This window comes from Bradyrhizobium sp. DOA9, assembly GCF_000617845.2.
In the GTDB taxonomy this organism is placed as follows: domain Bacteria; phylum Pseudomonadota; class Alphaproteobacteria; order Rhizobiales; family Xanthobacteraceae; genus Bradyrhizobium.
Map to the genome: position 1 here is coordinate 6,720,371 of NZ_DF820425.1, position 14,379 is coordinate 6,734,749.

The window sequence follows — 14,379 nt, forward strand, 5'->3', positions numbered from 1 at the left end:
CAAGGCAACTGCTTGGGCCAGTTCATACCGTGAGGTGGGCGAGGATCTGTTGCCGATCGAGTTCGGACGCAGGCGCGCTCAGGACGATTTCTCCGTGGTCCATGATCATAATCCGGTCGGCCACTCGGTCAACCAAGGTCAGGTTTTGCTCGACGACCAGGAACGACGCCCCGGCTTCCTTCTGCGCGAGCATGAGTTCAGCCATGCGAACGACGTTCTCGAACTGAACTCCCTCAGTGGGTTCGTCGATGACCATCATGGCCGATCCTTCCGAGAGGCCCCGCACAAAGGATAACAACTTCTTCTCGCCGCCCGAGAGTGTTCCGGCGTGCTGGCCGCGGCGTTCGCAGAGCCGCGGAAAGGCGCGAAAATAGGGCTCGAACTCGTCGAGCCGGCGATCAGTGCGCATCAGCGACAGATTTTCCGCGACGGTGAGATCATCGAATACCACCCTCTCCTGCGGGCAATAGGTCAAACCGAGCGTCAGGTTCTCCGACGGCCGCTTGCCTGTGATCTCAACTCCTGCGAGCCGCACTGCTCCGCTCATGGGCTGCAGGAATCCGCACGCAAGCTTCGCAAGGGTCGATTTTCCAACGCCATTGCGACCAAGCAGGCACACCACCTCTCCCCGACCGATCGAAATACTGACATCGCGGACGACGCGTCCCGACCCATAGCCGCCGGAGATGTTCTGGATCTCGAAATAGCCTGATGTCACCGGGAGCCTCCGACATAGACCGCGCGAACCTCCGGATTGCACTGCACCTCCTCGACGCTGCCGTCCGCGAGAAAGCGGCCCTGATGCAGCACGACCACACGGTCGGCGAGGCGGCGCACGAGTTCCATGTCGTGCTCGATGATGATGATGCGCAGGTTCAGCTCGCCCCGCGCCCACTGGATCGCATCGATCACTGCTGCGGTCTCTTCGTGCGACAGCCCTGCGCAGGGCTCGTCCAGCAGCAACATGCGCGGCTCGGTGATCAGCGCCATGGTGAGCTCGAGAATTTGACGCTCGCCATGGGAGAGAGCAGATGCCGGCCTTGTTCCGTCATGCAGGAATTGGAAGCGCCCCCTCATCTCTTCGAGCAGCGGCGAGGTCCATCCAAACAGACCGAGCCGGAGCAGGTCGAACCCACGCCAACGCCCGGCCCAGAGTGCTACCGCCAGGTTTTCGTCGATCGTCAACTTCGGAAACACTGATGGCGTCTGGAATTTACGGGCCACTCCCTTGTTTGCAACGATCGCCGGCTCTGGCCGAAGCACGTCCGCTCCATCAATGACAATCCTGCCGCCTCGCCTCGGCAACATGCCAGTCATGACGTTGAGCGTCGAGGTCTTGCCGGCTCCGTTCGGGCCGATAACGCAGAGCACGGCTTCCTCGCCGGTGCGCACCGACAGGCCATCGAGAATCGTCACGTCGCCAACGCGCACACGTACATCCTCAAATGCCACAGAGAGCGACGTTGCAATGCGCGGCTTGCCGGGAGCTGCTGATCGCGCGCGGATGGTCGTTCTCGCGAAGGAGAATCTTTGCAATGGCGCAAAGAGGGTCATGAGTCCGCCGGGAAGGCGAAGCACGACGACGATGAAGAACAAGGCGATACCGATCTCCCACCAAGGGAAGCGATCACGCAACTCGGCCGACAGAACACCGACGACGACGGCGCCAATCACGGGCCCGAGCACGGTGGCGCGTCCGCCGACGGCAGCAAAAATCACCAGATCGCCGGAGAAGGCGAAGCCTGCAAGGTCGGGCGTTACGAGGTTTTGCTGCGGAGCATAAAGAGCTCCCGCCAGTCCGGCGAGACCGGACGCTACTGCAAACGCGACGGCCTTGATGACCGCAACGTCATAACCGAGAAAAGCCAGCCGTCGTTCGTTGTCGGCAATCGCCCGCCACAACACGCCAATTGGCGCATGCACGAGGTAATCCACGGCGGCGATGCTCAGCCCCAGGAGAATGGCAATGAGATAGTAGAGGTCCAGGAAACCATCCAAGCCGGGCAGGCCTGGAATATTACGAAGTCCATTGAATCCTCCGGTGACGCTACTCCATCCGTTCGCCACCTGAAATGCCGCCAGCGTCAACGCGAGCGTCATCAGCGAGAATGACGGGCCCTGCTCAAACCGCCCTCGAAACACCAGAGCAGCAAACGCAAAGGCAAGAACGGCGACGATAACGCTGGCGGCAGGCAGCGCGAGATAGGCGATCGGCGACGAGCCGAAAGCGAGCAGCCCATGTGCGGTCAGGTAGGCGGCGATCGCGACAAACATTCCCTGCCCGAGCGGCAGAATCCCGGCCTGTCCCCAGGTCAGACCAACCCCCAACGCGGCCAGGCCATAGATGAAATAGAGCCCGAGCTGATAGGCCCAGAACTCACCCAGCAGGGGTGGAATGAGGATCAGGAACGCAAGTATCAGGATGCTACGGACGAGGAAATAAGCCACGGGGTCGCTGCCAGAGGAAGAGGATGGAGATAAGGAGCATGGCAATGTAGGCCGAGGTCGGGCTGACGGCGGCAGACAAAACGCTTTGCAGTCCACCGATGATGGTCGCGCCAGCGAACAGGCCCGATACCGTTCCCATTCCACCGACCACCAGCGCGAAGAATGAGTTCACGATGAAGGTCAGTCCCATGAATGGTTCGACCGGCGTCAGCGGCGCAACCATGACGCCGGCAACACCTGCCAATGCGGTGCCTGTGATGAAGGTGTTACGCGCCAGTTCACGCGTTCGGATGCCGACGGCCTCCGCGAGCACGGGATTGCCGACCATGGCCCGGATCCGGGCCCCGGTCGGAGCGCGCCTGTACCAGACAAACAGGCTGGCAAGCACCAAAACGGCAACCAGCATCAGCACCAGTCGGTATGTGGGATAGGACTCGCCAAAGAGGCTCACTGAGCCGCCGATCGGTATGTCCACGCTGCGGTAACCCCGGCCGAACCCAAGCTCGACACACTTGCGAAGCAGCAGCCCCAGCCCCCAGGTCGCCAGCAGCGTCTCGAACGGTTCGTAGTGCAATGGTCTTATCAGGCATCGCTCCACGACAAGGCCGATAACCCCACAGACCAGCGCAGCGGCCGGTATCGCGAGCAAATATGGAAGCCCTGCCCTTTGCACGATATAGGCGGCATACGCGCCTATCATGATGAACTCGCCATGCGCGATGTTCAGGACGTTCAATAAGCCCATCACGACGGCGAGGCCGAGGACCAACATCGCAAGGATCAGGGCTTCGAACACGACGTTGAGCCCCTGCGTGAAGAGCAAAGCCTCCATACCATTGACCTCGTCAGGTGCAGGACTGCTGTGTCGGTACAGCTGCAAAGGTGTCGATCACAGCGAATTTCGTTCCCTCGCAACGAGCCAGGAAGATGTTCTTCGAGGTGTGGCGGTGCGTCATGGTCATCGACCCGCTCGGGGTGTCGAACTGCACACCCTCGGCCGCCGCAGCGAAGTCCTTGGCGGCGAGCGATTTAGACTTGGTCGTCACAGCAGCCGCGAACACAAACGCATCGTAGAGGCCTTTGGATATGGTGCACTGCTGCGGCGCCTTGTCGCCATGCTTCTTGGTCAGTTCGCCAATGAAGGCCTTGTTTTCCGGAAGATCGAGATCCGCGAAATAGCCGAGGCTCGAATAGAGGTTTTTGCTGGCATCCTTCCCGATTCCGATCAGCGTATTCTCCTCGAGCAGGCACGACAGGCGAAGGATATCGTCGGACAAATTGAAGTCGGCGAAGGTGCGGTTGAAGTTGACATTGTCGCCGCCGACCAAGGTTTGCAGCACGATGGCGGGCTTCGCAGACTTGATCTTGGCTACCGTATTCTCGAACTTGTTCGGCGCACCAAGCGGGTAGTAATCCTCCGCCACGACCGTGCCGCCGAGATCAGCGATGTATTTCTTCGCCTTGTCATTGGTGGTGCGTGGCCAGACGTAATCGTTGCCGACAAGGTAGAAAGTCTTGCCCTTGGCAAGTTCGACCATCTTGGGAAGCGTTTTTTGCAACTCCTGCTCGGGCACTTCACCGAGGAAGTAGACGTTGGACGAGCAGTCGTCCCCCTCGAACAGGGGCGTGTAAACGTACGGGATCTTGCCTTTGACCACGTTCTCCACGCCCTGCCGAACGGCACTGTCGTGCGAGCCGAAGATCATCTCGACCTTGTCGCTCAACATCAATTTGACGGCGCTCTTGGCCACTTCGGCAGGCGAAGCTCCAGCGTCGGCAAAGATGATTTCGACTTGGCGTCCGAGAATTCCGCCCTTGGCATTGATCGTCGCGGCGCCCAGTTCTGCTGCTGCGCGCTGCGCAGGACCGAACAAGGCAGCAGGCCCGGAATCGGCGACAAGAACGCCGATCTTGAGCGCGTCCGCCGCGCGCGCAGGGCGAATGATCGTGGGCGCACCTACCGCAAGGGCTGCCGCACCGGCGGCACGGACGAGATCGCGACGAGTCATCTTGATTGATGTAGGCACTTTTCCCTCCAATGATGGCATGACGATATTTGCAATCGGGTCACGGCGTCGGCGGCGCCGGAAGCAACTCCTCCAGGGCGATAGCAAGCGAGATCAGTTCTCGATCCCTGCCGGCGGGAGCGTCGAATTCGAGACCGACCGGTAGGCCTGCCGAGGTCAGGCCAGCGGGGAGGCTAATGCCGGGAAGGCCGGCATTGCTTCCCGGGTCAGTGTTACGGATGACAGTTGCAAAGGTCGGAACGACGCGGCCATTGAGCGTTACGTTATCGTCTTCACCAATGAGTGGCGGCGGCAGCGGTGTCGTGGGAAAGACGACAGCATCGATCTGATTTTCGGCAAAACATGCGCGATAGAGCGAGATCAGTTTCGGCCGATGGATTTCCATGGCCTCCCGATAGGCCTCTGCTGGAACTGCCGATGCGGGGTTCAGCAAAGGAGCGAGAACGGCTTTGACGTCGGGGCTGGCTATCTCTGCAACGATCTCGGCAAAGCGCGGAGCGATCCCTTCGTCTCTTAGATACGCATCGAGGTCACGCTTGACTTCATAAAGCGCGACCGTGAACGAAACTGCCTCGTTCGGCACGGCAACCTCGTGCAGATCGACTTCGATCAAGGTGACGCCTGCGCGCTTAAGCATGTCCAGAGCGGCTTCGCAGATACGGGCAGTCTCCCGCTCCAGATCATCCCAGAAGAATGACCTGGGCACGCCAATCCGGAGATCCGAAAGGCGCTTCACCGGAACGGCGCTGGCATCGCCCGTGGCCGCAGCGTCGAGGGCCGCGAGATCGAGGGCATGGCGCGCCAGGGGTCCCGCCGTGTCGCGCGTTGACGAGATCGGAACGATGCCCGCCTGCGGCCACCGCAACACCGTCGGCCGGAAACCCATCACACCGCAGAATGCAGCGGGGACGCGGACTGATCCGCCGGTGTCGGAGCCGATGCTGGCCGGGACCAGCCGTGCCCCCACGGCCGCACCAGAACCACCGCTCGAGCCTCCCGGTATGTGGCGATCTCCGAAGGGATTCCTGACGGCTCCGAACGCCTGATTGTTCGAGCTTATGCCGAACGCCAACTCGTGCATTCCGGCTTTGCCGAACGGGATTGCGCCGGCGTTCTTCAGGGCTTTGACGACCGGTGCGTCCGCTTTCGGCCGGTGCGCGCGCAATGCGGGCGTGCCGGCCATCGTAGGCAGACCGGCGGTATTGATGTTGTCCTTGAATGCGATCGGCACGCCATGGAGCGATCCAAGCGCCTGACCGGCCTGTCGCTGTTGATCGGCCCGCCGAGCCGCCGCCATGACCTGGTCGGCATCGAGCGTGACAAATGCGTTCAGCCCGCTGAATGTCCTCGCGCGCTCCAGCAGCGCCGAAGCAAGCGCCTCTGCGGTGATCTCGGCCGAGCGGATTGCGGCAGCGGCCTCCACCACGCCCAGTTCGTGCAGATTTTTCATGGCTCGTCCCAGAAATTTGTTCCAGGACGCGATCGATAGAATGCTCCCGCCCGCAGCGGTATCAACACAAATGTGGAGCCGCGCTGCCGCATGGGCTCGGCGCGACCCCGATTCGAAGCGGTCAGAGACGACTACGGTTCAGCTGATCGGCTTCTCGCGTGCCACCAGGGCCGCAAGTTCGGCACGGTTGGCGCAGCAGCGCTTTCGCATCGCGTTGTTGATATGCGTGCGCACGGTCGCAAAGCCGATATTGAGCAACCGCGAAATATCTCGATCCGTGCAGCCTCTCGCGACCAGGCTCGCGACGTCGCTTTCCCGCGCGGTCAAGTCCTCGTACCTGTGCATGCCCCGCAACATCGCGCCGCGCAGGAAAGGCTCAAGACCGGTAAGAAGGTCGATCTCGCGACTTTCGAAATCCGGGCGCCCGGCCGCGCGCCAAATCCGGAAGTCGCCGAGATCACGGTCACCGTCGAAGACATACATGTTGATGCCGTGATGCAGGCCATCTCGTGCCAGGAAGTCGTTGTAAAACTCGGTACGAATCATGTCGCGGCGAGGCAATACCTCTTCAACGAACGAGGCGCGACGGCGCTGGCGAAGTTGCGCCGTCATGGGGTCGCGAAACTGAAACCAGTCGTCGTAGCGCTTCAGATTCTGCGGATCCATATTGAGCGAGACACCCTGCTGGAAATTCGCGCTCTCCGACCGCCAGACATACGATGCGACGAAGTCGGCGCGCAGCAACCTCAGCAGGTCCGGAAGGATTGATTGCCTCAGGTCGGCGCTCGGATCCATGCGCTGAAGGCGCACGACGATGTCACCGAACAACTTCAGGTCTTGCGAAACAATGTCGCGGACGCGGTTCATCGATCTTTCCCTCCTCCCGGCGACCGAAGCAATTTTCTTGCCATCATAGGCAGAGGCGGCGGCACCGATAAAGGGATTAATTCAGGCCAGCCTACCTAACCCAAGTACGTTCGAGGCTCGAAGCTGCCCCAGGATCGGCAATTAAACCCTTGCGGCACAAATCGGTTTTGGCCGCTGCCGCAACTCGTACGTTGTGCTCAGGCATGCCCATGGCCGAACTTGCGATCAGCGTTTGCGGCTTCCCGCCGACGTCAGCCGTCTCAACTCGTCCAGCAGCTTCACCGCCGGAACGGCCAGGAGACCCCGCCGGCGGCGAAACGCCACCAGCCTTCGCCGCCCATCGACCCCGGCGATCGAAAGCGGAGCAATGAGGCCGGCGCGCCGCTCTGGCTCGAACATCGGCTCCGCCATCCAGCTCAGAAAGCCGGAATCGACGACAAGACTCTTGAGCACGGTGATCGAGCGTGTTCTGACGATCACATCGGGCATGCCGAGCCCTTGCTCGGCGAACATACGCTCGACGTGTTGATGCGGCCCGGTGCCGGGCGGCGGGATCGTCCATTTCTCGTGAAGCGTCTCGGCGAGCGTCAACTTTCGACGACGCTTGAGCGGGTGCCCGGACGAAACGATCACGTGGCTCGTGTCCTCCCAGCAGCAATCACGAATTGCAACGATTTCGTCCGTGTCCGGCGCGTCCGCGCCCAAGGCGAGATCGATCTCGTGCTTCGACAAACTCGCTGCCAATAAGTCCCAGACGCCTTCAAAGACTTCGAAATGAAGGCCGGGCCATTTGGTCAAGGTACGCTCGATCGCGGGCGGCAGGATCGAACTCGCGATGCTCGCCACCGCTCCGACCCGGACAGTCCCCTTCGCCGCGCCACGCAGCGCCTGAATTTCCTCCAACGCTTGCGTGGCCTCGACATGCAACGAGGTCGCGTGCGGTAAGAAGGCCCGACCAATATCGGTCAGTTGCATGCCCTTGGAGTGGCGCTCGAACAGTTCGGCGCCGAGTTGCTGCTCCAGCCGTTTGATTGCCCGGCTCAGCGCAGGCTGTGTCATATGCAGCAGGGCCGCCGCCCGACCAAGGCTCCCCGCCTTGACGATCGTGGTGAAGGTCGTCAGCTGTTCGATACTTAGGGCCATAACCAAGTGTAATGGCTTTTCCCCTTTTTTTCAATTCTTTGCAACGGCGTCCCTCCCCTAGTGTCCGAACGACAAAAAAAACCGGGATGGGAACGGACATGGCCACTGGGACGGATACGTTCGAGCAACGACGCGTGACTGCGCCGACCGTGCGCGATGTCGTCGTCGATCTGCTGCGTCGCCTCGACATGACGTCCGTCTTTGCCAACCCGGGATCGACGGAATTGCCGTTATTCCGGCACTTCCCCGACGATTTCCGCTACGTTCTCGGACTCCAGGAGGCTGTTGTCGTCGGCATGGCCGACGGCTTTGCGCAGGCAACGCGCAACGCGGCCTTCGTCAACCTGCATTCGGCGGCCGGCGTCGGCAACGCCATGGGCAACATCTTCACCGCGTTCAAGAACCGGACGCCCCTCGTCATCACGGCCGGACAGCAAGCCCGCTCCATCCTCCCTTTCGATCCGTTCCTCGCCTCCCGTGAGGCCACCGAGCTTCCAAAGCCCTATGTGAAATGGAGCATCGAGCCGGCACGTGCCGAGGACGTGCCGCATGCCATTGCGCGCGCCTACTACATCGCCATGACGCAACCTTGCGGGCCCGTCCTGGTCTCGGTGCCCGTGGACGATTGGGATCGTCCCGCCGAGTATTTGCCGACACGCACGGTCAGCCAGCAGGTCCGCCCCGATCCAGCCATTCTCGAGCAGATCGGAAGCGCCCTCGATCGTTCGAAGCGGCCGGCTTTCGTCGTCGGAGCGGCCGTTGATCGCGACGGCGCCTTCAACGAAGTTCGGCGGCTCGCCGAAGCGCATAATGCGCGAGTCTTCACTGCGCCGATGTCCGGCCGCTGCAGCTTCCCCGAGGACCACCGATTGTTCGCCGGGTTCCTGCCGGCGATCCGCGAGAAGATCGTCCACCTGCTCGAGGGACACGATCTCGTCTTCGCGATCGGCGCGCCGGCGTTCTCGTATCATGTCGAGGGGTTCGGTCCGCATCTGCCAGATGGAGCCGAGCTCTTCCAGTTGACCGACGATCCCCAGACCGCCGCATGGACGCCGGAGGGAATCGCTGCGACCGGCAGCGTGCGGCTCGGCCTGCTGGATCTTCTTGCACGTGCGACGCCACCGACCCGCGCCAATCCTCCCGCTCGCACCACCGCTCGGCGAGTGGAGCCGACGGCACCGCTCTCAACGGCTTTCGTGACGCAGACCATTGCGGACATGAAGCCTGCCGACGGCATCATCGTCGAGGAAGCGCCAGGCGCCAGGCCTGTGATGCAGGCGCACTTGCCCATCACGCAGAGCGAAGCCTTCTACACGATGGACAGCGGCGGCCTCGGTTATGGCATGCCGGCGGCTGTCGGCGTGGCCCTCGGAAAGCCCGGCCGCCGTGTCATTGCTCTGATGGGCGATGGCTCCAGCCTCTACTCAATCCAGGCGATCTGGAGCGCGGCACAACTTGGTCTGCCCGTCACCTTCGTCATTCTCAAGAACGGGCGTTACGCCGCATTGCAGGACTTCGCACCCGTGTTCGGCTTCAGTTCGCAAGAGCATGTGCAAGGCACCGACCTTCCCGGGCTCGATTTCGTCTCGATTGCGAGGGGCCTGGGCTGCTCTGCAGTCCATGTCGGGAACGCCAAGGGCCTCCACGACGCTCTGGCCAAGGCATTTTCGTCTGAGCGACCAATGCTGATCGAAGTCGAGGTCGAAGACAGAGACCTGCAGAAATCGAACAGAACCTAGGGAGTGAACATGAACACGATTTCGATGTTGATCGCGGGCGAGCAACGAGCGGCCACCGGTAACGCCATGTTCGAGCGCCTCAATCCGCTCGATGGCCAGATTGCAACGCGAGCACCGGCAGCTACAGCGCACGATGCGGTTGCAGCCGTGGAAGCAGCTGCTGCTGCCTTCCCGAGCTGGTCTGCGACAGGTCCCTCGGAGCGCCGCGCCCTTCTGACCAAGGCAGCGCACGCGCTGGAAGCCAAGGCCCCTGCATTTGCCGCGTCCATCGCTGCAGAGACCGGCGGCTCGGGGATCTGGGCTGGGTTCAACGTCCATCTCGCGGCCGGCATGCTGCTTGAAGCCGCGGCGATGACAACGCAGATCAGCGGCGAGATCATTCCCTCTGATGTGCCCGGCAGCTTCGCGATGGCGGTGCGGCAACCCGCCGGGGTGGTCCTGGGCATGGCGCCGTGGAATGCGCCTGTGATCCTCGGCGTGCGAGCCATTGCATTGCCCCTGGCTTGCGGCAACACCGTCGTTCTGAAGGGCTCCGAGCTGTGCCCCGCAACCCACGGGCTGATCGTCGAGGCGTTCAAGGAAGCCGGTTTTCCCAAGGGCGTCGTCAACTACGTCACCAATGCTCCATCGGACGCAGGACCTGTCGTCGAAGCAATGATCGCGCATCCCGCCGTGCGCCGGGTCAATTTCACGGGATCGACCCGCGTCGGAAAGATCATTGCCGCCGCATGCGCGAAGTACCTCAAGCCGGCGGTCCTCGAACTCGGGGGCAAGGCGCCGCTCGTCGTTCTTGACGATGCCGACATCGGCGCCGCTGTGAACGCAGCCGCGTTTGGTGCCTTTGCGAATTCGGGCCAGATCTGCATGTCGACCGAGCGAATCATCGTTGACGAGGCCATCGCCGACGAATTCGTGCGTCGCCTTGCCGACAAGGCGTGCAAGCTGCCGCTTGGCGATCCGAGAAAGGGCCCCGTCGTTCTCGGCTCGGTCGTTGACATGACCACCGTAAAGCGCTGCAACGACCTCATCGACGACGCACTCTCGAAAGGCGCGAAACTGCTTTGCGGCGGGAAAGCTGAGTCCACGCTGATGCCGGCCACGCTGATCGACGGTGTCACATCGAACATGAAGATCTACAGCGAGGAGTCCTTCGGACCGATCAAGCCCATCGTTCGGGTCAAGGGCGAGGACGCAGCGATCGCCTGCGCAAACGACAATGCCTACGGCTTGTCGTCCGCCGTGTTCACCAGGGATACATCGAGAGGAATGCGCGTCGCGTCGCGCATTCAATCCGGCATCTGCCACATCAACGGCCCCACCGTTCATGACGAGGCTCAGATGCCCTTCGGAGGCGTCAAGGACAGCGGATACGGGCGATTTGGCGGCAAGGCCGGAATCGCCGAGTTCACGGACACCCGCTGGATGACCATTCAGACAAGCGAACGACACTATCCGTTCTGATCAGGCGCGAGTCCGATCTCAATCTCCAATGAAGTGACGTCGCCTCCCTCAGCATTGCTGGGGAGGCTCGGCGAAGCTCGTCCAGAGGAGCGAAGGATGTCAGGTCAACAGCTACAGCGTCATGGGACCGCCATTCTCGGCTCCGGCGCGAACGGACTCTTGTTTCGGTCCCTTGAAGGCCGATCGGACGTCGCGGTGATCCGACACATCGACGCAAAACAACAGGGAGGGAAGTTGTGACAGAGACGTACCCAATGGGCCACTTGTCCACTCCACACATCGCGGCAACCGGCTCCGGTCCAACTCGCCTTCCTGGTGAGGTGAGCAGCAGCGGCGACAGCGCACATCCGTCGCTGGACATCGGGCGGCTCCTTGATGATGGCCCCTGGACCGTCCTGCAGAAGATCGTCGTCTTCATCGCCGCCCTGTCGATCATCATGGACGGGTTCGATGGACAGCTGATTGGCTTCGCTGTCCCAGTTCTGATGAAGGAGTGGGGCGTCACCCGCGGCGACTTTGCTCCCGCGCTTGCCGCCGGCCTGGTCGGAATGGGAATTGGGAGCGCCTTCGCCGGCCTCCTCGCTGACCGGTTCGGACGACGCGGCGCCGTGATCGTGAGCGTGATGGTTTTCGGGCTGGCAACCTTCTGCATCGGCGTTGCAGCTAACCTCTGGCAGATCGGCACGTTGCGATTTATTGCGGGACTCGGCATTGGCGGAGCCTTGCCGAGCTCCACCACCGTTGCGGCGGAATTTACACCGGCACGGCGGCGGACGCTCGCCATTACGGCGACCATCGTCTGTGTCCCCCTTGGAGGCATGCTCGCCGGCCTGTTCGCCAGCGTCGTCCTGCCGAACCTCGGTTGGAGGGCCCTGTTCTTCCTTGGTGGAGCTCTGGCCGTCCTCCTGGGCTTCGCCCTGCTCTTCATTCTCCCGGAAACCCCGCGCTTTCTCGTGCGCCGGCCCGCGCGTTGGGCCGAGCTGCGCCGGCTCGTCGGACGAATGTCGCGACCGGTCGCGGCCGACGTCGTCTTCACGGACTTGGGCGAGCAGAGAATCGAGAAGCGCGAGGGTTTTCTTGCATTGTTCGAGAAGGGCCGAGCCCGCGACACGATCGCGCTCTGGTGCGCCTTCTTTCTCAACCTGCTTGCCGTCTATAGCGCGTTCACGTGGCTGCCGACGATGCTGACGTCCGAAGGGCTGGACGTTGCGATCGCGGGGTCCGGTTTGACGGCCTACAACTTTGGTGGCGTGCTCGGCGCATTGACATGCGCCATGGCCATCACCCGGTACGGTTCCCGTTGGCCACTCCTGCTGTGCAGCTTGCTCGGCGCCGCCACCGCGCTGTATCTGACCCGCGTGAACATCGCGCTGGAGGCAGGCATTCTGATAGCAGGGTTCGGTGTGCAGGGCTTCTTCGCCAATGCGGTACAGTCGACCATGTATGCCGTGTGCGCCTATGTCTACCCGACCTCAGTCCGGGCCACGGGCACGGCCTCCGCCCTCGCCTTTGGTCGGCTCGGAGCCATCCTCAGTGCCTTTGCCGGTGCAACGGTGATCACGGTCGGCGGCAAGGACGGCTATCTCCTGATGCTGGGCGTCGCCATGATCGGTCTCACCCTCTCACTCGCTGTCGTCGGCCGCCACATTCCCGCGCGCAAAACATGAAGAGCATCTCCTCCGTGGCCCGCGATACCCTAGCGCACGGCGCTTCCAAACCCGCCATTTCATCAGATGAGAGGTCGTTAAAGCCGCTGGTTCATCCGGAAATTTCCAAGAGGAGCACGCTATGCTGACAACGATAGCCCCCGCTTCCATATGGGACTTGAGGCGGTCCGCCAAGCGTCGCCTCCCGAGGATGTTGTTCGACTACGTCGAAGGCGGCGCCGAGGACGAGCGGACCATTTCGGAGAACGTCGCGGCGTTCAGCAAGATCAAGCTGCTGCCGCATCGCCTGCGGGACGTCAGCAAGAGAACGACCGACGTCGATCTGCTGGGCACCAGGATCGCTGCACCTCTCGTGGTCGGTCCAACTGGTCTGAACGGCGCCATCTGGCCGAATGGAGATACAGCGCTCGCAACGGCCGCCAAGCGAGCCGGCGTTCCATTCGCCCTTTCCACGGCCTCCAACGAGCGGCTGGAGGCCGTCGCAAAAGTCGGAGGCGAGCTCTGGTTTCAGCTCTACGTCGTCCATCGGCAGCTTGCTGAACGACTCGTCGATCGCGCAGCAAACGCGGGCTACGCAGCGCTGGTCCTGACCGTCGACGTACCCGTCAACGGAAAGCGCGAGCGAGACCTCCGCAATGGGTTTCGGATCCCATTCCGCTATTCGGCCCGCACGATCCTCGACGCTCTCACTCATCCGCGATGGACGGCCAGCCTTCTCATGAATGGCACGCCAACGCTCGCAAATTTGGCCGCTGACAACGCAACCACGCTACAGGCACAAAATGCCCTTTTGCGGCGCGAGATGGACGCAAGCTTCGACTGGGACGATCTTGCCCGCCTTCGCGATCTCTGGCCGCGACGCCTGCTGGTTAAAGGCGTTTGCAATCCGGAAGACATCGCACGCTGCTTTGCGATCGGCGCCGATGCGGTGGTGATATCGAATCATGGCGGGCGACAGCTCGACGACGCTGTTTCGTCCTTGGAGATTCTGCCCCAGGTCCGCCATCTCGGGCCCGTGCTGATCGACGGCGGAGTGCGTCGAGGCTCCGACATCGTCAAAGCCGTTGCTTTAGGCGCCAAGGCGGTGCTGCTCGGTCGATCCGTCCTCTACGGATTAGCCGCCAGCGGCGAGGCTGGGGCATCCAAGGCGCTGAGTATCCTTTTCGAAGAGATCGACAGAACGCTGGCGCTGCTTGGCTGTCCCGCGGCTTCTCGGTTGGACGAGTCGTTCATCGCAGCCACCGCGCTCTTGCCCGCGACTGCGCAGGGCTGCTCGGACCAGCCGCCCGGTCAGTGAATTTAATGGACCAGGTGAAGGATCCGATCAGAGCCGCCACGTCGATCGACGACAGACCTGTCGGACGTCCGTTTTCCTCGCGAAAGTACGCCAATCTACGACGGTCAAGTAGTCCGCCTGTACCAAGCGGCGTTCGCGCTGTATCTCATGATGCGAATGTAAGGGAGGGACAGGGCTAAAGTGGATGTGTGACTTAGTCTCGACCACAGGGAGGATCGCTCGACCAAAGTTTCCAACCGAAAGGTCCGTTCTGAGGAACAAACCTTCCAAGCGATTGATA

Annotated in this window: 11 protein-coding genes; 4 read left to right on the top strand and 7 right to left on the bottom strand. The window is 62.0% G+C overall.

Annotation, left to right across the window (positions count from 1 at the left end):
- Positions 1–22: 22 nt before the first annotated feature.
- From BDOA9_RS31620 to BDOA9_RS31650, 7 genes are all read right to left on the bottom strand, one after another.
- Positions 23–718, bottom strand: coding sequence for an ATP-binding cassette domain-containing protein (locus BDOA9_RS31620; protein WP_025037961.1), 696 nt, complete (start codon positions 716–718; stop codon positions 23–25).
- Positions 715–2,448, bottom strand: coding sequence for a branched-chain amino acid ABC transporter ATP-binding protein/permease (locus tag BDOA9_RS31625; RefSeq protein WP_025037962.1), 1,734 nt, complete (start codon positions 2,446–2,448; stop codon positions 715–717). Before BDOA9_RS31625 ends, BDOA9_RS31620 begins: the two co-directional genes overlap by 4 nt.
- Positions 2,426–3,280, bottom strand: a complete 855-nt coding sequence (locus BDOA9_RS31630; RefSeq protein ID WP_025037963.1) for a branched-chain amino acid ABC transporter permease — start codon at positions 3,278–3,280, stop codon at positions 2,426–2,428. Before BDOA9_RS31630 ends, BDOA9_RS31625 begins: the two co-directional genes overlap by 23 nt.
- 13 nt (positions 3,281–3,293) lie before the next feature.
- The gene (locus BDOA9_RS31635; protein WP_244521556.1) at positions 3,294–4,475 is read right to left on the bottom strand and encodes a substrate-binding domain-containing protein; all 1,182 of its coding nucleotides are present in this window, start codon (positions 4,473–4,475) and stop codon (positions 3,294–3,296) included.
- A 40-nt stretch (positions 4,476–4,515) separates the two neighbouring features.
- On the bottom strand, positions 4,516–5,925 hold the full coding sequence (iaaH, locus tag BDOA9_RS31640) for an indoleacetamide hydrolase (protein WP_025037965.1): 1,410 nt from the start codon (positions 5,923–5,925) through the stop codon (positions 4,516–4,518).
- Positions 5,926–6,063: 138 nt separating this feature from the next.
- Positions 6,064–6,792 (bottom strand): helix-turn-helix transcriptional regulator, encoded by a 729-nt coding sequence (locus BDOA9_RS31645; protein WP_025037966.1) that lies wholly within the window; start codon positions 6,790–6,792, stop codon positions 6,064–6,066.
- Positions 6,793–7,017: 225 nt separating this feature from the next.
- Complete coding sequence (locus BDOA9_RS31650; RefSeq protein WP_025037967.1) at positions 7,018–7,935, bottom strand: LysR family transcriptional regulator; 918 nt, start codon at positions 7,933–7,935, stop codon at positions 7,018–7,020.
- A gap of 98 nt (positions 7,936–8,033) precedes the next feature.
- On the opposite strand from BDOA9_RS31650, the gene mdlC reads away from it, so the two are divergent.
- From mdlC to BDOA9_RS31670, 4 genes are all read left to right on the top strand, one after another.
- On the top strand, positions 8,034–9,674 hold the full coding sequence (mdlC, locus tag BDOA9_RS31655) for a benzoylformate decarboxylase (protein WP_025037968.1): 1,641 nt from the start codon (positions 8,034–8,036) through the stop codon (positions 9,672–9,674).
- Between the two features lie 9 nt (positions 9,675–9,683).
- Positions 9,684–11,135 (top strand): aldehyde dehydrogenase, encoded by a 1,452-nt coding sequence (locus BDOA9_RS31660; protein ID WP_025037969.1) that lies wholly within the window; start codon positions 9,684–9,686, stop codon positions 11,133–11,135.
- A 254-nt stretch (positions 11,136–11,389) separates the two neighbouring features.
- Positions 11,390–12,802, top strand: a complete 1,413-nt coding sequence (locus BDOA9_RS31665; RefSeq protein WP_082847945.1) for an MFS transporter — start codon at positions 11,390–11,392, stop codon at positions 12,800–12,802.
- Positions 12,803–12,923: 121 nt separating this feature from the next.
- Positions 12,924–14,099, top strand: coding sequence for an alpha-hydroxy-acid oxidizing protein (locus BDOA9_RS31670; protein WP_042336833.1), 1,176 nt, complete (start codon positions 12,924–12,926; stop codon positions 14,097–14,099).
- The last annotated feature ends 280 nt before the right edge of the window (positions 14,100–14,379 follow it).

What these genes read in the sequence shown, in the direction of transcription:
- BDOA9_RS31660 (WP_025037969.1), top strand. Translation starts at nt 9,684, where the DNA reads ATGAACACGATTTCGATGTTGATCGCGGGCGAGCAACGAGCGGCCACC.
- BDOA9_RS31665 (WP_082847945.1), top strand. Translation starts at nt 11,390, where the DNA reads ATGGGCCACTTGTCCACTCCACACATCGCGGCAACCGGCTCCGGTCCA.
- BDOA9_RS31645 (WP_025037966.1), bottom strand. Translation starts at nt 6,792, where the DNA reads ATGAACCGCGTCCGCGACATTGTTTCGCAAGACCTGAAGTTGTTCGGT.
- iaaH (WP_025037965.1), bottom strand. Translation starts at nt 5,925, where the DNA reads ATGAAAAATCTGCACGAACTGGGCGTGGTGGAGGCCGCTGCCGCAATC.
- BDOA9_RS31670 (WP_042336833.1), top strand. Translation starts at nt 12,924, where the DNA reads ATGCTGACAACGATAGCCCCCGCTTCCATATGGGACTTGAGGCGGTCC.
- BDOA9_RS31630 (WP_025037963.1), bottom strand. Translation starts at nt 3,280, where the DNA reads ATGGAGGCTTTGCTCTTCACGCAGGGGCTCAACGTCGTGTTCGAAGCC.
- BDOA9_RS31650 (WP_025037967.1), bottom strand. Translation starts at nt 7,935, where the DNA reads ATGGCCCTAAGTATCGAACAGCTGACGACCTTCACCACGATCGTCAAG.
- mdlC (WP_025037968.1), top strand. Translation starts at nt 8,034, where the DNA reads ATGGCCACTGGGACGGATACGTTCGAGCAACGACGCGTGACTGCGCCG.